The sequence below is a fragment of the Pseudomonas sp. CC6-YY-74 genome (assembly GCF_002025205.1).
Classification (GTDB): Bacteria; Pseudomonadota; Gammaproteobacteria; order Pseudomonadales; family Pseudomonadaceae; genus Aquipseudomonas; species Aquipseudomonas paeninsulae.
Window position 1 is genome coordinate 2901233 of sequence record NZ_CP019947.1, and the last position, 21124, is coordinate 2922356.

Sequence of the window (21124 nt, forward strand, 5' to 3'; positions counted from 1 at the left end):
AGCCCACTATGCTGCGCAAATTGCTGACACCCGTCCTTTACACTTTCGCGGCCGCACTGCTTGCCGCCGTAGGCTACTGGAACATCAACCCCGACAGTTTCTCCGAGCAACCGGTACGAGCCCGCGACGAAAACGCCATCGATTTCTATGTGGTCAATGCCACTACCGTGCAATACCAGGCCGACGGCAAGCTGCATTACCAGATGACCAGCGACAAGCTGGAGCACATCAAGAGCAGCGACATTACCCTGCTGACCAACCCCTTCCTGCACCTGTATCGCGGCACCGAACTACCCTGGAAGGTGAGTAGCGAGCGCGCCGAAGTGGCGCCGCAAGGCAAGGAAGTGGAATTGATCGACAAAGTCCGCGTCGAACGCACCGATGCCAAGGGTCGCCCGACCATCCTGACCACCAGCCGCCTGACCGTATTTCCGGATAAGGAATATGCGCAGACCCAGCAAGCCGTTAGAATCGTCGCGGCCAATGGAGTGACCACGGCACAAGGAATGAAAGCGTATTTGAATGACGGCAGGATGCTCCTGCTGTCCAACGTAAGAGGCCAGCATGAGGTTCGTTAAAACCTTCCCCTTTTTGCTCAGCTTGAGCGTCGCGCTCGGAAGCGCGTGCGCTTGGGCGCTGCCCACTGACCGTGAGCAGCCGATCCGCGTACAGGCCGACAGCGCCGAACTCGATGACCGACAAGGCATCGCGGTCTATCGCGGCGACGTGATCATCACCCAGGGCACCCTGAAGATTACGGGCGACACCGTGACCATCACCCAGAACGCCCAGGGCGACATCGAAATTTTCACCTCGGTCGGCAAACCCGCCTATTACGAGCAGAAACCATCTGCGGACAAGCAGATCGTCAAAGCCTACGGCCTGACCATCCAGTATTTCGCCGCCAATGAACGCATCGTGCTGATCGACCAGGCCAAGGTGATCCAGGAAGGCAATACCTTCGAGGGCGAGAAAATCATCTATGACACCCGCCGCCAGATCGTCAATGCCGGGCGTGCCACCGGCACCAACATCACTACGCCGCGCCCACGCATCGACATGGTGATCCAGCCGAAGAACCCACCAGCCGAACAGCAGGCACAGTAGCAATGGCCACTTTGACAGCCCAGCACCTGGCCAAGAGCTACAAAGGCCGCCAAGTCGTGCGCGACGTCAGCCTGAGCATCGACAGCGGGCAGATCGTCGGCCTGCTCGGCCCCAACGGCGCGGGCAAGACCACCTGTTTCTACATGGTCGTCGGCCTGGTGCAGGCCGATCAGGGCCGCATACTGATCGACGACCTCGACGTCAGCCACCTGCCGATGCACGGCCGCGCCCGCGCCGGTATCGGTTACTTGCCGCAAGAAGCCTCGATTTTTCGCAAGCTCAGCGTGGCCGACAACATCATGGCCATCCTCGAGACCCGCAAGGAGCTGGATCGGGCCAGTCGCCGCAAAGAATTGGAAAGTCTGCTGCAGGAATTCCATATCAGCCACATCCGCGACAACCTCGGCATGAGTCTGTCCGGCGGCGAACGCCGTCGCGTGGAAATCGCCCGCGCCCTGGCCAGCGCACCAAAATTCATCCTGCTCGACGAACCCTTCGCCGGAGTCGATCCGATCTCGGTCGGCGACATCAAGCAGATTATCCACCACCTCAAGGCCAAGGGAATCGGCGTACTGATCACCGACCACAATGTCCGCGAGACCCTGGATATCTGTGAAACAGCCTACATCGTCAGCGACGGCCAACTGATTGCCGAAGGCGATGCCGATGCTATTCTGGCCAACCAGCTGGTCAAAGACGTTTACCTGGGGCACGAGTTCCGCCTGTAACAGCGGTTTTCCTCAACCGAACAGCAGCCAGAGCTAGGCAAACCACTGCAGATCAGGCATATAATTTGCTTCCTTGTGGCGCTACGGCGCCCTGTAGTGGATTGCGCACAGACGCCGGCAAATAAGGTCTGCAATGAAACCATCGCTAGTCCTGAGAATGGGCCAGCAGCTGACGATGACCCCGCAGCTGCAACAGGCTATTCGCCTACTCCAATTGTCTACCCTGGATCTGCAGCAAGAGATCCAGGAGGCCCTGGAGTCCAACCCGATGCTCGAGCGCGAAGAAGACGGTGACGACTTCGACAACGCGAACCCCTTGGCCGACGGCGCCGAAAACCCGGCGCCCGCCCCCCAGCAGGAAGAGTCCTACCAGGACAACAGCCACCAGGAAACCCCACAGACCGTGGACAACCTGGAAGAGGGCGAATGGAACGAACGGATCCCCAACGAGCTGCCGGTCGACACCGCGTGGGAAGACGTCTATCAGACCAGCGCCAGCAGCCTGCCGAGCAACGACGATGACGAGTGGGACTTCACTACTCGCACTTCGGCTGGCGAAAGCCTGCAGAGTCACCTGCTCTGGCAGCTCAATCTGGCGCCGATGTCCGACAAGGATCGGCTGATCGGGGTCACCCTGATCGACTGCATCAACTATCAGGGGTACCTGGAAGAAAGCCTCGAGGAAGTCGTCGCAGCCTTCGACCCGGACCTGGACATCGAACTCGACGAAGTGGAAGCCGTACTGCACCGCATCCAGCAGTTCGAGCCAGCTGGCATTGCCGCCCGTGACCTGCGCGAGTGCCTGCTCCTGCAACTGCGCCAGCTTCCAGCCAAGACACCCTGGCTGAGCGAGACTCTACGCCTGGCCAACGACTACCTCGACCTGCTCGGCAGTCGTGACTACAGCCAGCTGATGCGCCGCATGAAGCTCAAGGAAGACGAGCTGCGCCAAGTCATCGAACTGATCCAGAGCCTCAATCCACGCCCCGGCTCGCAGATCGAGTCGAGCGAGCCAGAATACGTGGTGCCTGACGTCATCGTGCGCAAGCACAACGAACGCTGGCTGGTGGAGCTGAACCAGGAAGCCATGCCGCGCCTGCGGGTCAATGCGCAATACGCCGGTTTCGTCAAACGCGCCGACTCCAGTGCCGACAACACCTTCATGCGCAACCAACTGCAGGAAGCCCGCTGGTTCATTAAGAGCCTGCAGAGTCGCAACGAAACCCTGATGAAGGTCGCCACCCAGATCGTCGAACACCAGCGTGGCTTTCTCGACTACGGCGACGAGGCGATGAAGCCACTGGTCCTGCACGATATCGCCGAGGCGGTGGGCATGCATGAATCGACCATTTCGCGGGTCACCACGCAAAAATTCATGCACACCCCGCGTGGCATTTATGAGCTGAAATATTTCTTCTCCAGCCACGTCAGCACCTCCGAAGGCGGCGAATGCTCGTCGACGGCGATCCGCGCCATCATCAAAAAACTGGTCGCCGCGGAAAATGCAAAAAAGCCGTTGAGTGACAGCAAGATCGCTGGTTTACTGGAGGCACAGGGCATACAAGTAGCCCGCCGCACAGTCGCAAAATACCGTGAATCGCTTGGTATAGCGCCTTCTAGCGAGCGCAAGCGATTGATGTAAGGTGGCACTCGACGAAAGACCCACAAACAAGGCATACGTCATACCCGGCCTCGCTCTCGCGATAGCAGCCACACTGCCAAGACCCGAGCGACAGTGCCAGGTGTGACATGCCAGCGTCTTTCACGCCAAAGTATTCCGGCGGCAGGCCCGGTAGCCTGCCTCTCATCCGCGGCAACAAGGAGAAACGGTATGCAAGTCAACATCAGTGGACATCAGCTGGATGTGACCGACGCCCTGCGCGACTATATCGACGAAAAGCTCGGCCGATTGGAGCGCCACTTCGACAAGATCACCAACGTGCAAGTCACCATGGAGGTCGAGAAGCTCAAGCAGAAAATCGAAGCGACCCTGCATATTGCCGGCGGCGAAGTGGTCGCCAATGCCGAGCACGACGACATGTACGCAGCCATCGACCTACTGACCGACAAACTCGACCGCCAACTCATCAAGCACAAGGAAAAGCAGATCGACCGCCAGCAGGGCGCTATGGCCCGCTGAGATCGCCTCCCTCCTATGATCCGACTCGAAAATATCCTGACCCCCGGCCGTTCCCTGGTGAACGTGCCGGGAGGCAGTAAGAAACGCGTACTCGAACAGATAGCCAACCTGGTGGCACGCGAACTGCCCGACCTGGATGGCCAAGACATCTTCGAAAGCCTGATCGCCCGCGAAAAACTCGGCTCGACCGGTTTCGGTAATGGCATTGCCATTCCGCACTGTCGCCTGCCGGGCTGCAACGCACCGATCAGTGCGCTGCTGCGCCTGGATGCAGCGGTGGACTTCGACGCCATCGACGGCGCCCCGGTCGACCTGCTGTTCGTCCTGCTGGTACCGGAAGCGGCCACCGACGAACACCTGGAACTGCTGCGCCAGATTGCCAGCATGCTCGACCGCAGCGATGTGCGTGAGCGTTTGCGCCAAGCCCAGAACAGCGACGCGCTGTATCAGGTCGTTGTGGACATACAAAGCCAACTCAACCGGGCCTGACCATGCGCTTGATCATCGTCAGCGGTCGCTCCGGCTCCGGCAAAAGCACCGCCCTCGACGTCCTTGAGGACAACGGCTTCTACTGCATCGACAACCTGCCGGCCGGCCTGCTCCCCGAACTGGCGGAGCGCACCCTGCAGGACACCGAACTGCTCCACCCGCAAGTCGCCGTGTCGATCGACGCGCGCAACCTGCCCAGCCAGCTCAAGCGTTTCCCGGAAATCCTCGAGGAGGTACGTGCGCGGCATATCAAGTGCGACGTGGTCTACCTGGATGCCGATGAGGAAACCCTGCTCAAGCGCTTTTCCGAGACCCGCCGGCGCCATCCGCTGACCAACGCGAACCGCTCGCTGGCCGAGGCCATTGCCGATGAAAGTCTGCTGCTCGGGCCAATCACCGACCTCGCTGACCTGCAAATCGACACCACCCACCTCAACCTCTACCAGTTGCGCGACAGCCTGAAGCTGCGCCTGCTCAATCAACCGGAGCCAGGCACGGCCTTTCTGGTCGAGTCGTTCGGCTTCAAGCGCGGCATGCCGGTGGATGCCGATCTGGTGTTCGATGTGCGCTGCCTGCCCAACCCCTACTGGAAGCCGGACCTGCGCGATTTCTCCGGGCTCGACCAGCCGGTGGCCGATTATCTGGCGGCCCAGGCCGATGTCGAGGAAATGTTCCAGGACGTCCTCGCCTACTTGAAGAAATGGCTGCCCCGCTTCGCCGCCAGCAACCGTGCCTACGTCACGGTGGCAATAGGCTGCACTGGCGGTCATCACCGCTCGGTGTACCTGGCCAATCGCCTGGGCGAGGCCCTGAAACCCATTCTGAAAAACGTCCAGGTTCGCCACCGCGACCTTAGCTAAGGATCCTGCCGCGATGCCTTCCTGCCAAGTCACCATCATCAACAAACTGGGCCTGCATGCACGCGCAGCCGCCAAGTTCGTCGGTGTCGCCGGGCGCTTCCCCTGCCAGGTCAGGGTCGGCCGCGCACCGGAGAGCCTGGTGGACGGCAAAAGCATCATGGCGGTAATGATGCTCGCGGCTGGCAAAGGCACGCCGATTCACCTGCACACCGAAGGTGAGCAGGACGATGACGCACTCAACTCCCTGGTCGAACTGATCAACAACTACTTCGACGAAGGCGAATAAGCGCGCAAGCGCGCAAGCGCCAAGCAGTGTGCCCTCGAATTCACTCAGTTTACCTCCTGTTTTTCTTGCAGCTTTAGATTGCCAGGGACAGTGAACCTTGAGCAACAGCCAAACGAAAGGGCGCCAATGGGCGCCCTTGGTTTTTTACTTCTAGCTTGCCGCTTAGGGCTGGCGTCAGCTACCCGCCACCGTCATCTTCTCGATCAACACCGAGCCGGTGCGGATATTACTGCGCAGCTCGAGATCGTTACCCACCGCGACTATCTGTTTGAACATGTCGCGCAGGTTGCCGGCGATGGTCACCTCCTGCACCGGGAACTGGATCTCGCCGTTCTCCACCCAAAAACCACCAGCCCCTCGCGAATAGTCGCCGGTGACCATATTCAGGCCCTGGCCCATCAACTCGGTGACCAACAGGCCACGGCCCATGCGCTTGAGCAACGCGTTCTGGTCTTCCGCGCCATGGCTGACGAACAGATTATGCACGCCTCCAGAGTTGGCCGTACTCGGCATGCCCAGCTTGCGCCCCGAGTAAGTGCCCAGCACGTAGGAGACCAGCTCGCCGCCCGCGACAAAGGGCTTGGCATAGGTCGCCAGCCCATCGCCGTCGAAGGCCGCACTGCCCAGGGCACGCGGAATATGCGGACGCTCGTCGAGAGTCAGCCAGTCGGGGAACAACTGCTGGCCCAGGGCACCTTCGAGAAAGGATGACTTGCGGTACAGGTTGCCGCCGGAAATAGCCGCGAGGAAATGCCCGAACAGCCCCGTCGCCAGTTCGGCGGAAAACAGCACCGGCACTTCGCAGGTCGGTACCGGCCGCGCGCCCAGACGACTGACCGCACGCTGCGCGGCACGCTGACCAATCCCTGCGGCATCGGCCAGCAGCTCGCCCTGACGATTGACGTCATACCAGTAATCGCGCTGCATCTGCCCGCCATCTTCGGCGATCATCACACAGCTCAAGCTGTGCCGCGTGCTGGCATAGCCCGCGATGAAACCATGACTATTGCCATAGACCCTGCAGCCCTGGTGGGTATTGAGGGTGGTGCCGTCGGCGTTCTTGATCCGCGGGTCCGCGGCAAAGGCTGCAGCTTCACAGCGCAGCGCCTGCTCGATGGCCTGCTCCGGGCTGACCGCCCAGGCGTGATACAAATCCAGTTGCGGAAACTCGCGCGCCATCAGCTCGGCATCGGCCAAGCCTGCCGCCTCATCTTCCGACGCATGCTTGGCGATCGCCAGAGCCGCCGCGACGGTTTCCCGGATAGCGGCATCGCCACTTGCCGAGGTGCTGGCCGAGCCCTTGCGCTGGCCGACATACAGGGTGATACCGAAACCCTGGTCACGATTGAATTCGACCGTTTCGACTTCGCCCTGGCGAACCGAAGTGGACAAGCCTTGTTCCACCGACACGGCCACCTCACAGCCACTGGCGCCCTGCTTCTTCGCCTCGGCGATAATCTGCTCGACCTGGGCCTGCAACTGCGGCACGGCTTCGGGGCCGACTATATCTACTGCACTCATAACCACTCCTAAGAATCTGTTCCGGATCTACTGCGAGCTTCGCGCGTGATGCTGCGGGCTGAACGCTTGCAGTTGGATACTTGCTATCATGGCGGCGTTTTCCATTGGACCCCCCCCATGCCTGAATATCTTGATGACTTCTCCGGCGAGAAGAGTAAAACCCAGGTCAAGCGCGAGCTGCACGCCTTGCAAGACCTAGGTCAACGCCTGACCACCCTGAAGCCCGACCTGCTCAACAAACTGCCGTTGACCGACGAAATGCGCCGCGCCCTCGAAGAGGCGCCCAAGCACACGGCCAATTCCGCGAAAAAGCGCCATATGCAGTTTATCGGCCGGCTGATGCGCGATCAGGACATCGAAGCGATTCTTACCCTGCTCGACCAACTGGACGCTTCAACTCGCCAGTACAACGAACGCTTTCATGGCCTGGAGCGCTGGCGTGACCGTCTTATCAACGGTACCGACGACACCCTGGAAGCCTTTGTTGGCGACTATCCTGAAGCAGATCGGCAACACCTGCGTCAGTTGATTCGCCAGGCCCAGCACGAACTGGCGCAGAACAAAGCGCCAGCGACCTCGCGCAAAATCTTCAAGTACATCCGCGAACTGGACGAAGCCCAACGCGGATTGCGTTGATCCTGCCGTAAAGGTGGGTGACGCCCTCGGCTAACCCACGTCCTAGGAGCCTGTGCCGCCGACGGTAATCGCATCGATCTTCAGGGTCGGCTGGCCGACGCCGACCGGCACCGACTGACCGTCCTTGCCGCAGGTACCGACGCCGCTGTCCAGGGCCAGGTCGTTGCCGACCATCGATACCCGGCTCATGGCCTCGGGGCCGTTGCCAATCAGGGTGGCGCCCTTGACCGGCGCGGTGATCTTGCCGTCTTCGATCAGGTAGGCCTCGCTGGTGGAGAAGACGAACTTGCCGCTGGTGATGTCGACCTGGCCGCCGCCGAGGTTGGCGCAGTAAATGCCTTTCTTCACCGAGCGGATGATTTCTTCCGGGTCGCTTTCCCCAGCCAGCATGTAGGTATTGGTCATCCGCGGCATCGGCAGGTGCGCGTAGGATTCGCGGCGACCGTTGCCGGTGCGTGCCAGCCCCATCAGGCGGGCGTTCAGCTTGTCCTGCATATAGCCCTTGAGCACGCCGTTCTCGATCAACGTGGTGCACTGGGTCGGCGTGCCTTCGTCATCCACGCTGAGCGAGCCACGACGCCCGACCAGGGTGCCGTCGTCGACGATGGTGCACAGGCTGGAGGCGACCTTCTCACCCATGCGCCCGCTGTAGGCGGAACTGCCCTTGCGATTGAAATCGCCTTCCAGGCCATGGCCGACCGCCTCGTGCAGCAGCACGCCGGACCAGCCGGCGCCCATCACCACCGGCAGGGTGCCGGCTGGCGCGGGAATCGCCTCGAGATTGACCAGGGCCTGGCGCAGCGCTTCGCGGGCATAGCCCATGGCGCGATCTTCGCTCATGAAGTAGCGGTAGTCGCTGCGCCCACCACCACCATGGCTGCCACGCTCGCGGCGACCGTTCTGCTCGACGATCACGCTGACATTGAAACGCACCAGCGGACGAATATCGACGGCCAGGCTGCCGTCCTGCGCCGCCACCAGAATGCGATCCCAGACCCCGGCGAGGCTGACCGTGACCTGCTTGATCCGCGCATCGAGAGCACGCGTGGCCACATCGATCTGCTTGAGCAACTCGACCTTCTGCGCCCGACCGATCACGTCCAGCGGATTTTCCGCTGCATACAAGGCGGTGACCTGCGGGCTGCTGAAGGCCTGCACCCGCGCGTTCTGCCCGGCGCGGGCAATCGAGCGAGCCGCACGGGCGGCCTGGGTCAGTGCCTCGGCGGTGATGGCATTACTGTAGGCAAACCCGGTTTTCTCGCCAGACTGGGCACGCACACCGACGCCCTGATCCAGGTTGAAACTGCCTTCCTTGACGATGCCGTCCTCCAGCACCCAGGTCTCGGACACCTGGCTCTGGAAATACAGATCGGCAGCATCGATACCGGGGCCGGACAACTCGCCCAGCACCCCTGGCAGATGGTCGAGGGTCAAGCCGCCCGGGCCCAACAGGTGCTCACTGACGGATAACAACATCTCGCTCATAACTGTTTCATCTCGTTCATGTTTGCTCCAAACCAGGCAGCCGTGGTTCGGCCGCTGCAAAAAATCGTTTATGCCGGCTTACCGGCATCCGTTGGCGAATCGCCGCCTGCTCGACGGCATCGCGGCTAGCCAGCAAGACCGCCTCGCCTTGCGCCTGCTCGGCCAACACTCGACCCCAGGGATCGACGATGGCCGAATGGCCGAAGGTCTCGCGCCCGCCGGGATGAGTGCCGCCCTGGCCGGCGGCCAGCAGGTAGCACTGGGTCTCGATGGCCCGGGCCCGCACCAGTATCTGCCAATGCGCCGCACCGGTCAGCGCAGTGAAGGCCGCGGGCACGCTGATCAACTCAGCCCCGGCGTCACGCAGGGCGCCATACAGTTCAGGGAAACGCAGGTCGTAGCAAACCGTCAAGCCCAGGCGCCCAACGGGGGTATCGGCCACCACGACCTGGCTGCCGTGGGCAAAATCATCGGACTCGCGGTAACGGCCCTGGCTGTCGCCGACCTCCACATCGAACAGGTGCAGCTTGTCGTAGCGCGCGACCTGCTCGCCATGCTCGTCGAGCAACAGGCAACAGGCCCGCGCCTTTGCCTCGGGCTGACCCGCTGGCGGCAAGGGCAAGGTACCGGCCACTATCCATAATTTGAGGTCGCGGGCGGCCTGTTTCAACCAGGGCAGGATCGGCCCTTCACCGCGCGCTTCGCTGCGGCCCAGCGCGGCCAGGTCGCGGCGACCCATGGCGGCGAAATTCTCCGGCAATACCGCCAGGCGCGCTCCGCCCGCTGCGGCCTGCTCGAGCAGACGCCGGGCCTGGAGCAGATTGGCCGGTACATCGTCCCGGCTGACCATTTGAATCACCGCGAGGGTCATGCGCGCTCCAGGTCGGTGAGTGGTGAGTCTTCAGCTTACAAGCCATGGCCATCGGCTGCATCGCCTGGCGCAGCGGTTTTTTCAACAACCTGTCAGCGCGACTTCTCGAAAGGCTTGTCGAACGTGATCTGCGGATCCTGCCAACGGCCTTTGACGCTGTATTGCACACTGGCAAAACGTGCCACGCGATCGCCCAGCAGCTTGTCCACCAGAAATAACGCCCCGCCAATCGCCGGTGCGCCGACGATCAACGCAGCCAGCGGCAAGTTATTAGTCACCGGCAAGGTCACCAGCAGCTTGGCATCGACCAGGTCATCGGCCAGGTTCAGGGTACCGTCCAGCTCCAGATTGCTCGATGGCCCGGTCAGGGTAATGGGTTTGCGAGTGACGTACACCCCGTCGCTGGCGACCAGTAGCCCTTTGACCCGGTCATAGCTCAAGCCCTTGCCGAGCAGGTCGGAAAAGTCCAGGCGCAGACGGCGGCCAATAGAGTTGAAATTGAGCAGGCCAAATACCCGCAGCGCCGATGCAGGGCCTTGCACTTCAGTGAACTGGCCCTTGCGCAAGGTTGCATCCAGGCTGCCGGAAAAGCGCTTCAGACTGATCCACGCCGGCGAACCCGGCCAACGCCCATCGACATCCAGATGAAAGCTTTCACTGCTCGCCGTCGGCGCAAAGTCCCAGGCCAGCAGCACATCGGCCAGGTCCTTGCCCTGCAGGCGCCCCTTGTACCAACTGCTGCTAGCGTCTGCCGTACCCTGCCAACCGGCGCGACCGGTCAGCTGCAAGCCTTTCAGATTCAGATCCAGATCGTTGAACTGCACCCCCCTAGCGCTCGGTCGCGCTTTCAGCGACCACGCGCCCAGCGCCTCGGTACCTTGCAGCACCTGATCGATGTGCAGATCGAGAAGCGGAATCTGCCGCGGGTCGACGCCAAGCAGCGGGTCCGGCTTGTCCTCGACCGCGGCATCCTTGGCGGCGGCCGCCGGCAAACGCAGGTACTCCAGGTTGACCGCGATAGGCGTCGCGTCGGCGTCCGGCAAGTCGACCCGACCTTTCAATAGCTGGCTATCCAGGTGAAGCAACCAAGCTGCAGGCGCACGCTTGAGCTGTACCCCGAGGTTGTCGACAGTGCTGCCAAAGCCGCTGAATCGACCGATCTGCAGTTGTGCATCCTTGAACACCTGCTGCGCATCCTCGCGCGCCACACCGACATACGGCTTGAGCGCCGCCTGCCAGGCCGGCCAATCCAGTTCGCGGACTTGCCCACGCAAGCGCACACCCTTCGCCGCCGGCAACAGCGCCGGGCCGTCACCCAGGCGCAGTTCGCCGCGGCCCTCGGCTAACTGGCCGGGCGGTGCCGCAAAGGCCAGACTCGCCAGATCGGCATAATCCAGCCAATAGCGCCGCTCGGCGCCATTCAAAGTCATGCGCCAATCGGCATAACCTTCCTCGCTGGCGCTTTTGCCGAAGGGCGCTGGTAGCGCAACGGCCACCCCCTGGAGATTGGAATCCACGCGCAGCTGGCTGTCGACCCCATCCAGAGTCAGGCGCAGGCGATAGGGCAAGGTACCGCTCAGAGGCAGCGGTGCGGTCACGCCCAGCCAAGCCGTCAGGTTGCTCAGCGGCACCTGGCCGCCGGCCTCGATCTGGGTGCGCGCCTGGCCGCGGGTACCCTCCGCGATTGCCTTGCCCCGCACGGCATGGCCGAGGACTTGCGCGCGAATGTCCGGGGCACTCAAGCCACTGGTCGTGTCATAGCGAAAAGCCCCCTTGAGCTGGCTGAGCTCCAACTCGGGATTGCGCAACTGCAGCCGCGCACCTTCGGTGGCGAAGTCGACTATCACGTCTGCGTCCGCTGCTTGCCCCTTGTGCAGCGGCAGATCGAGTTTCAGTCTGCCCGATAACGGCCCCTCGCCCTGCCAGCCGGCGAACGTCTCGGCAGTGCCCATGGGCGCATCCTGGAGAATCTTCAGGGCATCGGCGACGCTGCTTTCCAGCTCGCTAGTCAACAGCAGCCGCAGTGCCTGCCCCGGCGCTGCGTGGGGGATGTCAGCCGCGGCGTTGCGCACCCGGCTATCGAGTATGCGCCCCTCGGCCACCCGTACCCGCACGCCGCTGTCTTCGATGAACACATCGCCACGCGCCTCGCGCAGTGCCGGCCACCCCGGCTGGAAGGCCAGTTCGGCATCTTCCACGGCGAAGAACAGGCTGAGACTGCGCGCAGCGTCGGCGGCGCCCTTGTTCAGCGAACCCTGAAATTGAAAATAGCCTTCATTGACCTTGCCGCCGCGAATCGCAGTTTTCAACCAGTCTGCCAGTTGCGGACTAAAGTCAGGTGCACGGGTCGGCAGGTATTTCTCGGTATAACGCGCGTCGCCGTTACGCAGACCCACACGCAGGTCCATGTAGTCCTCGGCTTCGGGATCGAACATCAGACGGATCAGGAAGTCACCGGCAACCGGCCCCTCCTCGCCGACCACTTGCAAATAGGGGCTGCGCAGGGTGAAGGCCTGCTCATCCAGTTGCCAGGTCAGCCGGGCATTGGCCTGGCTATACAGCCAGGGCGTGGGGAACAACGTGTCCAGGTGCAGGGAGAAATTCTCTGCTGCCAGGCGCAGCTCGCCCTGCCCCAGGTCACCGGCCAGACTGCCGCTGATGTTTTCTGCCGCGGGCGAAGCCAGATAGGCGGCAAAGCCGATGCGCTCGAGATTGGCGGCGAACTGCAGCCGCTTGTCGCCTTCGGCCTGCGGCCGGTAGTCCACCTGGATGTTGCGCAAGGCCCCCTGCGGCTGCAGGCTTTCGAGCAGCGCCAGACTCTTGTCCGGCAAGGGCGCCAGGGCCTTGACCAGCGGTAGCAGCGGCGCCAAGTCGAGGCGATCGGCGCCAAGCGACCACTGTTCTTCGGCTTCAGTACTGCCCTGAAGATGACTGATACCCAGCTGCACCTCGCCCCAGCGGGTCTCGCCCTGGCTCAGCGCCAGGTCGTCCAGCAGCAGCTCGAAGCCCTGTTCGGTACGCTCGAAATAGGCGTTGAGGGCGAGGTTCTGCACCTGCGCCGCCTCACGCTCGCGATAGGCAGCGACCACTTGCGGCGCATGCAGGCGACTGACGGCACGCTGCAAGGCACCATCGGCCCAGTCCAGCCAGACTTCACCGCCGGCCTGCAACTGCTCAAGGCGCCACTCGCGCGTCACGCTCGGCGGCAACCAGCGCGCCCAATCGCTTTGCGGCAGACTCAGGTACAGGTCGGCCTGCGCCTCGCGCCAGCGCTCGACTTGCATGCGCGTGCGCAGTTGCACGGCAACCGGCTGGCCATCGGGGAGCAGTAGGCGCGCATCCAGACGCTGGCGACTCGCGCCATTGCGCAGGGTCAGGTTGACGTACGTCAGGGTAACGGCCGGCCGCTCATGGGCTTCCAGGGTCACCTGGCTGTTCAGCAGCGACACCCGGTTCACCGCTTGCAACTGCTGCAATACCTGCGCGACATCCAGGGCTGCGGGCTCACTGCGCTGTGGCAGTCCCTTCAACGTCCAAGCGCCCTGCTCGTCCTGGTGCAGACTGAACTGCAAGCCATCCAATTCAAGATTGGCCAGCCGCGGCTCGCGCGCAAACAGGCTGGCGAACGGGTCCAGCGTCAGGCGTACCTGATCCAGACGCAGCGCGCTGACACCTTCGCCCAGCTGCACGTCATGGGCGATCAGCAGCGGCACGAAGCCCTGCCAGCGCCCCTCCAGCCGGCCGATACGCAGCGGCATGCCGAGCGCCGCGGAGGCCTGGTCCTCGGCCTCCAAGCGATATTCGGCGACCCACGGCACCAACTCGCGACCGAGGCTGACATACAGCGCCGCCAGCACCAGGCCCAGTGCGCACAAGCCCAGCCCCCAGCGCAACGCCAGCACCAACAAACGGGCCAGAAGCGCCATTCAGTTCATTCCTTGAACACGGCCGACGGATTCACAGCAGCACCACATCGTATTGCTCCTGGGAGTAAATCGTCTCGACCTGAAATTTGATGGTCCGGCCGATAAAGGCTTCGAGATCGGCAACATTGCCCGACTCTTCGTCGAGCAGGCGATCCACCACTTTCTGGTTGGCCAGCACGCGATAGCCCTCGGCCTGGTAGGCCCGTGCCTCACGCAGGATCTCGCGGAAGATCTCGTAGCAGGTGGTTTCCGGGGTTTTCATCTTGCCGCGTCCCTGGCAGCAGCCGCAGGGCTCGCAGAGTATCTGCTCGAGGCTCTCGCGCGTGCGCTTGCGGGTCATCTGCACCAGGCCCAACTCGGTGAGTCCGATGATGTTGGTCTTGGCGTGATCGCGCTCCAGCTGTTTTTCCAGGGTCCGCAACACCTGGCGCTGGTGCTCTTCATCTTCCATATCGATGAAGTCGATGATGATGATGCCGCCGAGGTTGCGCAGGCGCAGTTGCCGAGCGATGGCAGTGGCCGCTTCGAGATTGGTCTTGAAGATAGTCTCTTCGAGGGTGCGGTGACCGACGAAGGCACCGGTATTGACGTCGATGGTGCTCATCGCCTCGGCCGGGTCGATGATCAGGTAACCACCGGATTTCAGCGATACCTTGCGCTCCAGCGCCCGCTGGATCTCGTCTTCGACGCCGTACAAATCAAAAATCGGCCGTTCGCCCGGGTAGTGCTCCAGACGATCGGCGATTTCCGGCATCAGCTCGGCGACGAACAGGCTGATCTTCTGAAAGGTTTCCCGCGAGTCGATGCGGATCTTCTCGGTGCGCAGGCCGACCAGGTCGCGCAGGGTGCGCAAGGCCAGGCTGAGATCTTCGTAGATCACCGAAGGAGCCGGTGCGCTCTGCTTCTGCGCCGCAATCTGATCCCACAGGCGGCGCAGGTAGCGGATATCGACCAGAATTTCGTCGGCGCCCACACCATCGGCGGCGGTGCGCAGGATAAAGCCGCCAGCCTCGGCGATGCCTTCAGCCGCCACGCAGTCCGCCACCACTTGCTTGAGGCGTTCGCGCTCGGCTTCGTCCTCGATCCTCAGCGAGATGCCGACATGACTGGTCCGCGGCATGTACACCAGATAGCGCGAGGGGATCGACAACTGCGTGGTCAGCCGTGCGCCCTTGCTGCCGATCGGATCCTTGGTGACCTGCACTACCAAGGCCTGGCCTTCATGCACCAGGGCGCTGATGCTTTCCACCGCACTGCCTTCGCGGCTGGAAATTTCCGCGGCATGGATAAAGGCAGCGCGATCCAGGCCGATGTCGACGAACGCCGCCTGCATGCCCGGCAACACCCGCACCACCTTGCCCTTGTAAATGTTGCCGACGATACCGCGCTTCTGCGTGCGCTCGACATGCACCTCTTGCAGCACACCGTTTTCCACTACCGCTACGCGCGACTCCATCGGCGTGATATTGATCAGGATCTCTTCACTCATGGCTCTATCTCTGTTCCGGCGCAGCGGCAAACCGGGGGAACCCAAGCCTTCAGCGCAAGGATTCACTCACCCGCGGCCGGCGCTCTCTTGACTATGGACTGGCAGCGTCTGCCAGCACGGAATGCTGAATTCTGCGAGCAACTCGGCGGTTTCGCACAGGGGCAAGCCCACCACGGCCGAGTAACTGCCCTGCAACTGGCTGACGAACACTGCCGCCAGCCCTTGAATACCATAACTGCCAGCCTTGTCCCGGGGCTCGCCGGTGGCCCAATACGCCTCGATCTCTGCACGGCTCAACTGCCGAAAGCTCACCCGACTGCTGACCACCCGCGCAGCCACCTTGGCAGTCGACGCCAGGGCCACCGCCGTCAGCACCTGATGCTCGCGACCGGACAGCGCGCTCAGGGTCGCCACGGCTTCGTCGCGATCCTGTGGCTTGCCGAGAATCTGCCCATCGAGGACCACCGCGGTATCGGCACCGAGGACTACAGCATCACCCGGATCAACCAAGGCGGCCAGTCCGGCCTGCGCTTTGGCGCGGGCCAGACGCTCTACATAGGCGCTGGGTGACTCGTTTGGCAATGAATTTTCATCGACGGGGACGATTTGCGTGATGAAGGGCACACCGATCTGGGCCAATAATTCGCTACGTCGCGGCGACCCGGACGCCAAGTAAAGCGTAGTCATGCGGACTTCTCCCTGTCGAATTCGTGCAGGGCCAGCCGCACTCAATTGACGCTGAGGCGTTTGTGCACACCGCGCAGGATGACACAGACCCATGGCCACAATAGTGCGCTGACCAGTGCCGGCAAGACGAACGCCAGGGTCGGCGGACGGTTGCCGGTCAAGGCATTGAGCCACAGCTGGACCAGTTGGGCTAGACCGAACACCACCAGCAGCACCATGCTCTGCTGCCACATGGGGAACATGCGCAAGCGCTGCTGCAGGTTCAATACCAAGAAGATCACCAGGGTCAGAATCAGGGCATTCTGCCCCAGCAGCGTACCGTTCAGCACATCGGCCAACAGGCCGGTGCACCAGGCCGTGGTCATGCCCACCCGATGGGGCAAGGCCAGCACCCAGTAGGTCAGGAACAACGCCAGCCACAGCGGCCGGCCGACCTCCATGAACTTGGGTAAGCTGGACACACTGAGCAACAGGGCCAGGGCCAGACTGAGCCAGATCACCCAGGTATTGCGCGCACGCAAAGCGATCATTGGCCAGGCTCCGCTGCAGTGATGGATGAGGTAGCTGGCGCAGCGCTCGCGGTCCCTTGCGGGTCAGACGGTTGCGAGGGCGCGTTCGCCGGAGACTCAAGGGCCTGCCGATCCACCGCCTCCTGGGCCTCGGCCGAATCGCTGGCGCGCTGCTCCGGCGTGCGCGGATCGGTAAACACCAGCAGCATGTAGCGGCTGCGATTGAGGTTGGCGGTCGGCATAGCGCGGACAATCGCGAACGGCTGACCGGAGTCGTGAATCACCTCGGTGACCACCGCCACCGGATAGCCGGCCGGAAAACGCTGGCCCAGCCCGGAGCTGAGCAGCAGATCGCCTTCCTTGATATCCGCGGTATCGGCCACATGCCGCAACTCCAGGCGCTCCGGATTGCCGGTGCCAGTGGCGATCGCGCGCAGGCCATTGCGGTTGACCTGTACCGGGATGCTATGGGTGATGTCGGTGAGCAGCAGCACCCGCGAGGTGTAGGGCATCACCTCGACCACCTGGCCCATCAGGCCGCGTGCATCGAGTACCGGCTGACCGAGCAGCACGCCGTCTTTGGCGCCCTTGTCGATCAGGATGCGGTGGGTGAAGGGGTTGGGATCGATACCGATCAGCTCGGTGGCCAGCACATCATCATCGACCAGCGCCGAAGAGTTGAGCAGCTCGCGCAAGCGCACATTTTGCTCGGTCAAGGCCGCCAGCTTCTGCAGCCGCCGCTGCATCATCAGGCTTTCGGCCTTGAGTTTTTCATTCTCGGCCGCCAGGTCGCTGCGCGAACTGAGCTCCTGAGTGGCGCTGTCCCACAGGGTCACCGGCAAACGGCCAAACCAGTAGACCGGCTCGACAATAAGCCCCAACTGGCTGCGCAACGGCTGCAACACGGTAAGTCGCGCATCCACCACCATCAGCGCAGCCGATAGCACTGTGAACACCAGCAGGCGTACACCGAGCGAAGGACCTTTGGCAAATAGCGGTTTTATGGCGAGTTCCTCTCAAGCGTCAAGCAGCAAACAAAAAGCTGCAAGCGAGTGGAAACCCGGCTTGCAGCTCGAGACTTGGCGCAGACGGCTCACTCCGTGGACAGCAGGTCCATGGTGTGGCGATCCATCATATCCAGGGCCTTGCCGCCGCCACGGGCGACGCAGGTCAGCGGGTCTTCGGCAACGATCACCGGCAGACCGGTTTCCTGGGCCAGCAACTTGTCCAGATCACGCAACAAGGCACCGCCACCGGTCAACACCAGGCCACGCTCGGCGATATCCGAAGCCAGCTCCGGCGGCGACTGCTCCAACGCACTCTTGACCGCCTGCACGATGGTGGCCAGGGATTCCTGCAGGGCTTCCAGAACTTCATTGGAGTTGAGGGTAAAGGCGCGCGGCACGCCTTCAGCCAGGTTGCGGCCACGCACGTCGACTTCGCGCACTTCACCGCCCGGGTAGGCGGTGCCGATTTCCTGCTTGATCCGCTCGGCGGTGGATTCACCGATCAGCGAACCGTAGTTGCGCCGCACGTAGGTGATGATGGCTTCGTCGAAACGGTCGCCACCGACCCGAACGGATTCGGCGTAAACCACGCCATTCAGCGAAATCAGGGCGATTTCCGTGGTGCCGCCGCCGATATCGACGACCATCGAGCCACGCGCCTCTTCCACCGGCAAGCCGGCACCGATAGCGGCGGCCATCGGTTCTTCGATCAGGAATACTTCGCGGGCACCGGCACCCAGGGCCGATTCACGGATGGCGCGGCGCTCCACCTGGGTGGATTTGCACGGCACGCAGATCAGCACGCGCGGCGAAGGCTGGAGAAAGCTGTTCTCGTGAACCTTGTTGATGAAGTACTGCAACATTTTCTCGCACACGCTGAAGTCGGCGATCACGCCATCCTTCATCGGCCGGATAGCTGCGATGTTGCCAGGGGTGCGACCGAGCATGCGCTTGGCTTCGGTACCGACAGCAACGACGCTCTTCTGGTTGCCGTGGGTACGGATGGCTACGACCGAAGGCTCGTTCAGGACGATACCGCGCTCGCGCACATAAATCAGGGTATTGGCAGTGCCCAGATCGATCGACAGATCGCTGGAAAACATGCCACGCAGTTTTTTGAACATGGGAGAGGGACCCTAGGCAACGCGTGGGTAAAAGCAACGCGCGGGTAACGCGCAGGTAATTTGTGTGCATGAAGCACGCGCGAGTAACGCGCAGGTAAAAAGTGCGGCAAACTCTAACAACGACAGGGATTTTGAGCAAGGCGGCAATATGTTAGATTGCCTGTTTTCGGAGCTTTACCGCTCATCATCGCGGCCTTTGACCACCCAATCACTGAATCCGTTCCCTGCCCAGCCCCGTAGGCCATTGAAAAATATAACGCGCGACGGCTAAGCCGGGCCGCGTAGCCAGGCGCATTCAGCCGCTACGGAGCACAGTAACAACCGTAGGCTAGCCCGCCGGGCAGGCGAAGTGAGTCAGAAGCGCCGTGTACGAGTAGTACATGAGTATTTTGAGACGCCGAGCCCCGGGCTGATTTCAACGCCGCTTAGCCGAGCGCAGTAATTTGTAAACACCCTGTTAGGCATGGCGACCCACGCACACTTCAATTGGCTGCCCTCTACTGGAGAACCTCAATGGCGCTTGAACGCTCCGAGGTGGAAAAAATCGCCCATCTGGCCCGACTTGGCCTGAATGAAAGCGAAATTCCACGTACCACCGAGACCCTCAACAACATTCTCGGCCTGATCGATCAGATGCAGGCGGTCGACACCACGGGTATCGAGCCACTGGCTCACCCCCTGGAAGCGACCCAGCGCCTGCGCGCCGACGCAGTGGCCGAAGAAAACCACCGCGACGCCTACCAGGCGATCGCCCCGGCCGTCGAGAACGGCCTGTATCTGGTTCCCAAGGTGATTGAGTGATGCATCGACTGACCCTGGCTGAAATCGCCCGCGCCCTGGCTGCCAAACAATTTTCCGCCGAGGAACTGACCCGCGGCCTGCTGCAACGCATTGCACAACTCGACCCGCAGCTCAACAGCTTCATCAGCGTCACCGAAGAGCTGGCTCTGGGCCAGGCCAAGGCCGCCGATGCCCGCCGCGCCGCGGGTGAAACCGGCGCCCTGCTCGGCGCGCCAATCGGCCACAAGGACCTGTTCTGCACCAAAGATGTGCTGACCAGCTGCGGCTCGAAAATCCTCCAAGGTTTCAAGGCGCCCTATAACGCCACCGCGGTGGAGAAACTCGCCGCCGCCGGCACCGTGACCCTGGGCAAGCTGAACATGGACGAGTTCGCCATGGGCTCGGCCAACGAATCCAGCCACTACGGCGCGGTGAAAAACCCTTGGGATCTGACCCGCGTACCGGGCGGCTCCTCCGGTGGCTCGGCCGCAGCGGTGGCCGCACGCCTGTTGCCGGCCGCCACCGGCACCGACACCGGCGGCTCGATCCGCCAGCCGGCGGCGCTGACCAACCTCACCGGGATCAAGCCGACCTACGGCCGCGTCTCGCGCTGGGGCATGATCGCCTACGCCTCCAGCCTCGACCAGGGCGGCCCACTGGCCCGTAGCGCCGAAGACTGCGCACTGATGCTGCAGGCCATGGCCGGTTTCGACCCGAAAGATTCCACCAGCGTCGACCAGCCGGTCGATGACTACCTCGCGGCATTGGCCAAACCGCTGAATGGCCTGCGCATCGGCTTGCCCAAGGAGTACTTCGGTGCCGGCCTCGACAGCCGTATTGCCGAGGCGGTGCTGAGCGTGGTCGAGGAGCTGAAAAAGCTCGGCGCCACGGTCAAGGACATCAGCCTGCCGGCCATGCAGCATGCGATTCCGGCCTATTACGTGATCGCTCCGGCCGAAGCCAGCTCCAACCTGTCGCGTTTCGATGGCGTACGCTTCGGCTACCGCTGCGAAAACCCGGTCAACCTCGAAGACCTGTACAAGCGCTCGCGCGGCGAAGGCTTCGGTACCGAGGTGAAGCGCCGGATCATGATCGGCACCTATGCCCTGTCGGCCGGTTACTACGATGCCTATTACCTGAAAGCGCAGAAGATTCGCCGATTGATCAAGAACGACTTCGTCGGTGCCTTCAACGAGGTGGACGTGATTCTCGGCCCGACCACGCCGAACCTGGCCTGGAAGCTCGGCGAGAAGAACAACGACCCGGTCGCAGCCTATCTGGAAGACATCTACACCATCACCGCCAACCTCGCCGGTATTCCCGGCCTGTCGATGCCCGCCGGCTTCGTCGACGGTTTGCCGGTCGGCGTGCAACTGCTCGCGCCGTACTTCCAGGAAGGACGCCTACTCAACGTGGCGCACCAATATCAACAAGTCACTGATTGGCACACTCGCGCGCCAAGCGGATTTTGAGGACGAC

Annotated in this window: 20 protein-coding genes; 11 read left to right on the forward strand and 9 right to left on the reverse strand. The window is 62.4% G+C overall.

Features of this window, described 5'->3' with window-relative positions:
• Positions 1–8: 8 nt before the first annotated feature.
• The 8 genes from lptC to B2D37_RS13325 all read left to right on the forward strand — a co-directional run bounded on the left by lptC (position 9) and on the right by B2D37_RS13325 (position 5610).
• Entirely contained in the window at positions 9–578 is a 570-nt protein-coding gene (gene lptC, locus B2D37_RS13290) for an LPS export ABC transporter periplasmic protein LptC (RefSeq protein WP_079203135.1), read from the forward strand.
• Positions 565–1107, forward strand: a complete 543-nt coding sequence (lptA, locus tag B2D37_RS13295) for a lipopolysaccharide transport periplasmic protein LptA (protein WP_079203136.1) — start codon at positions 565–567, stop codon at positions 1105–1107. Before lptC ends, lptA begins: the two co-directional genes overlap by 14 nt.
• Positions 1108–1109: 2 nt before the next feature.
• On the forward strand, positions 1110–1835 hold the full coding sequence (gene lptB / locus B2D37_RS13300; RefSeq protein WP_079203137.1) for an LPS export ABC transporter ATP-binding protein: 726 nt from the start codon (positions 1110–1112) through the stop codon (positions 1833–1835).
• Positions 1836–1968: 133 nt separating this feature from the next.
• Positions 1969–3477 carry an RNA polymerase factor sigma-54 gene (locus B2D37_RS13305; protein ID WP_079203138.1) on the forward strand — a complete coding sequence of 503 codons (1509 nt, stop codon included), beginning with the start codon at positions 1969–1971 and terminating at the stop codon, positions 3475–3477.
• 189 nt (positions 3478–3666) lie between these two features.
• Positions 3667–3975 (forward strand): ribosome hibernation-promoting factor, HPF/YfiA family, encoded by a 309-nt coding sequence (hpf, locus tag B2D37_RS13310; protein ID WP_079203139.1) that lies wholly within the window; start codon positions 3667–3669, stop codon positions 3973–3975.
• A gap of 15 nt (positions 3976–3990) precedes the next feature.
• Positions 3991–4464, forward strand: coding sequence for a PTS IIA-like nitrogen regulatory protein PtsN (gene ptsN, locus B2D37_RS13315; protein ID WP_079203140.1), 474 nt, complete (start codon positions 3991–3993; stop codon positions 4462–4464).
• Between the two features lie 2 nt (positions 4465–4466).
• A complete protein-coding gene (gene rapZ, locus B2D37_RS13320; protein ID WP_079203141.1) occupies positions 4467–5324 on the forward strand; it encodes an RNase adapter RapZ in 858 nt (285 codons plus the stop codon).
• A 13-nt stretch (positions 5325–5337) separates the two neighbouring features.
• Positions 5338–5610 (forward strand): HPr family phosphocarrier protein, encoded by a 273-nt coding sequence (locus tag B2D37_RS13325; RefSeq protein WP_079203142.1) that lies wholly within the window; start codon positions 5338–5340, stop codon positions 5608–5610.
• 174 nt (positions 5611–5784) lie between these two features.
• On the opposite strand, the gene pmbA is transcribed toward B2D37_RS13325, so the two are convergent.
• Positions 5785–7131, reverse strand: coding sequence for a metalloprotease PmbA (gene pmbA / locus B2D37_RS13330; RefSeq protein ID WP_079203143.1), 1347 nt, complete (start codon positions 7129–7131; stop codon positions 5785–5787).
• Positions 7132–7248: 117 nt separating this feature from the next.
• Between pmbA and yjgA the strand changes: the two genes are divergently transcribed.
• Positions 7249–7767, forward strand: a complete 519-nt coding sequence (gene yjgA / locus B2D37_RS13335) for a ribosome biogenesis factor YjgA (protein ID WP_079203144.1) — start codon at positions 7249–7251, stop codon at positions 7765–7767.
• 42 nt (positions 7768–7809) lie between these two features.
• Here yjgA and tldD read toward each other — a convergent pair whose 3' ends face one another.
• The 8 genes from tldD to mreB form a co-directional block, all read right to left on the reverse strand.
• Entirely contained in the window at positions 7810–9252 is a 1443-nt protein-coding gene (tldD, locus tag B2D37_RS13340; protein WP_079203145.1) for a metalloprotease TldD, read from the reverse strand.
• Positions 9253–9268: 16 nt separating this feature from the next.
• Entirely contained in the window at positions 9269–10123 is an 855-nt protein-coding gene (locus B2D37_RS13345; protein WP_079203146.1) for a carbon-nitrogen hydrolase family protein, read from the reverse strand.
• Positions 10124–10215: 92 nt separating this feature from the next.
• Positions 10216–14049 carry a YhdP family protein gene (locus B2D37_RS13350; RefSeq protein ID WP_079203147.1) on the reverse strand — a complete coding sequence of 1278 codons (3834 nt, stop codon included), beginning with the start codon at positions 14047–14049 and terminating at the stop codon, positions 10216–10218.
• 31 nt (positions 14050–14080) lie between these two features.
• On the reverse strand, positions 14081–15538 hold the full coding sequence (gene rng, locus B2D37_RS13355) for a ribonuclease G (protein WP_079203148.1): 1458 nt from the start codon (positions 15536–15538) through the stop codon (positions 14081–14083).
• 66 nt (positions 15539–15604) lie between these two features.
• Positions 15605–16225 carry a nucleoside triphosphate pyrophosphatase gene (locus B2D37_RS13360; RefSeq protein ID WP_079203149.1) on the reverse strand — a complete coding sequence of 207 codons (621 nt, stop codon included), beginning with the start codon at positions 16223–16225 and terminating at the stop codon, positions 15605–15607.
• Between the two features lie 41 nt (positions 16226–16266).
• Complete coding sequence (gene mreD, locus B2D37_RS13365; RefSeq protein ID WP_079203150.1) at positions 16267–16755, reverse strand: rod shape-determining protein MreD; 489 nt, start codon at positions 16753–16755, stop codon at positions 16267–16269.
• Positions 16752–17690, reverse strand: coding sequence for a rod shape-determining protein MreC (gene mreC / locus B2D37_RS13370; RefSeq protein ID WP_371915402.1), 939 nt, complete (start codon positions 17688–17690; stop codon positions 16752–16754). The genes mreD and mreC overlap by 4 nt, the downstream gene beginning before the upstream one ends.
• Before the next feature lie 137 nt (positions 17691–17827).
• The gene (mreB, locus tag B2D37_RS13375; protein WP_079203152.1) at positions 17828–18865 is read right to left on the reverse strand and encodes a rod shape-determining protein MreB; all 1038 of its coding nucleotides are present in this window, start codon (positions 18863–18865) and stop codon (positions 17828–17830) included.
• A 513-nt stretch (positions 18866–19378) separates the two neighbouring features.
• Between mreB and gatC the strand changes: the two genes are divergently transcribed.
• The gene (gene gatC / locus B2D37_RS13380) at positions 19379–19666 is read left to right on the forward strand and encodes an Asp-tRNA(Asn)/Glu-tRNA(Gln) amidotransferase subunit GatC (protein WP_079203153.1); all 288 of its coding nucleotides are present in this window, start codon (positions 19379–19381) and stop codon (positions 19664–19666) included.
• Positions 19663–21117: an Asp-tRNA(Asn)/Glu-tRNA(Gln) amidotransferase subunit GatA gene (gatA, locus tag B2D37_RS13385; RefSeq protein WP_177345224.1), complete on the forward strand. Its 1455-nt coding sequence runs from the start codon at positions 19663–19665 to the stop codon at positions 21115–21117. Before gatC ends, gatA begins: the two co-directional genes overlap by 4 nt.
• Positions 21118–21124: the final 7 nt, after the last annotated feature.

Coding starts and splice junctions, on each gene's coding strand:
- lptC (WP_079203135.1), top strand. CDS start 9: ATGCTGCGCAAATTGCTGACACCCGTCCTTTACACTTTCGCGGCCGCA.
- lptA (WP_079203136.1), top strand. CDS start 565: ATGAGGTTCGTTAAAACCTTCCCCTTTTTGCTCAGCTTGAGCGTCGCG.
- lptB (WP_079203137.1), top strand. CDS start 1,110: ATGGCCACTTTGACAGCCCAGCACCTGGCCAAGAGCTACAAAGGCCGC.
- B2D37_RS13305 (WP_079203138.1), top strand. CDS start 1,969: ATGAAACCATCGCTAGTCCTGAGAATGGGCCAGCAGCTGACGATGACC.
- hpf (WP_079203139.1), top strand. CDS start 3,667: ATGCAAGTCAACATCAGTGGACATCAGCTGGATGTGACCGACGCCCTG.
- ptsN (WP_079203140.1), top strand. CDS start 3,991: ATGATCCGACTCGAAAATATCCTGACCCCCGGCCGTTCCCTGGTGAAC.
- rapZ (WP_079203141.1), top strand. CDS start 4,467: ATGCGCTTGATCATCGTCAGCGGTCGCTCCGGCTCCGGCAAAAGCACC.
- B2D37_RS13325 (WP_079203142.1), top strand. CDS start 5,338: ATGCCTTCCTGCCAAGTCACCATCATCAACAAACTGGGCCTGCATGCA.
- pmbA (WP_079203143.1), bottom strand. CDS start 7,131: ATGAGTGCAGTAGATATAGTCGGCCCCGAAGCCGTGCCGCAGTTGCAG.
- yjgA (WP_079203144.1), top strand. CDS start 7,249: ATGCCTGAATATCTTGATGACTTCTCCGGCGAGAAGAGTAAAACCCAG.
- tldD (WP_079203145.1), bottom strand. CDS start 9,252: ATGAGCGAGATGTTGTTATCCGTCAGTGAGCACCTGTTGGGCCCGGGC.
- B2D37_RS13345 (WP_079203146.1), bottom strand. CDS start 10,123: ATGACCCTCGCGGTGATTCAAATGGTCAGCCGGGACGATGTACCGGCC.
- B2D37_RS13350 (WP_079203147.1), bottom strand. CDS start 14,049: ATGGCGCTTCTGGCCCGTTTGTTGGTGCTGGCGTTGCGCTGGGGGCTG.
- rng (WP_079203148.1), bottom strand. CDS start 15,538: ATGAGTGAAGAGATCCTGATCAATATCACGCCGATGGAGTCGCGCGTA.
- B2D37_RS13360 (WP_079203149.1), bottom strand. CDS start 16,225: ATGACTACGCTTTACTTGGCGTCCGGGTCGCCGCGACGTAGCGAATTA.
- mreD (WP_079203150.1), bottom strand. CDS start 16,755: ATGATCGCTTTGCGTGCGCGCAATACCTGGGTGATCTGGCTCAGTCTG.
- mreB (WP_079203152.1), bottom strand. CDS start 18,865: ATGTTCAAAAAACTGCGTGGCATGTTTTCCAGCGATCTGTCGATCGAT.
- gatC (WP_079203153.1), top strand. CDS start 19,379: ATGGCGCTTGAACGCTCCGAGGTGGAAAAAATCGCCCATCTGGCCCGA.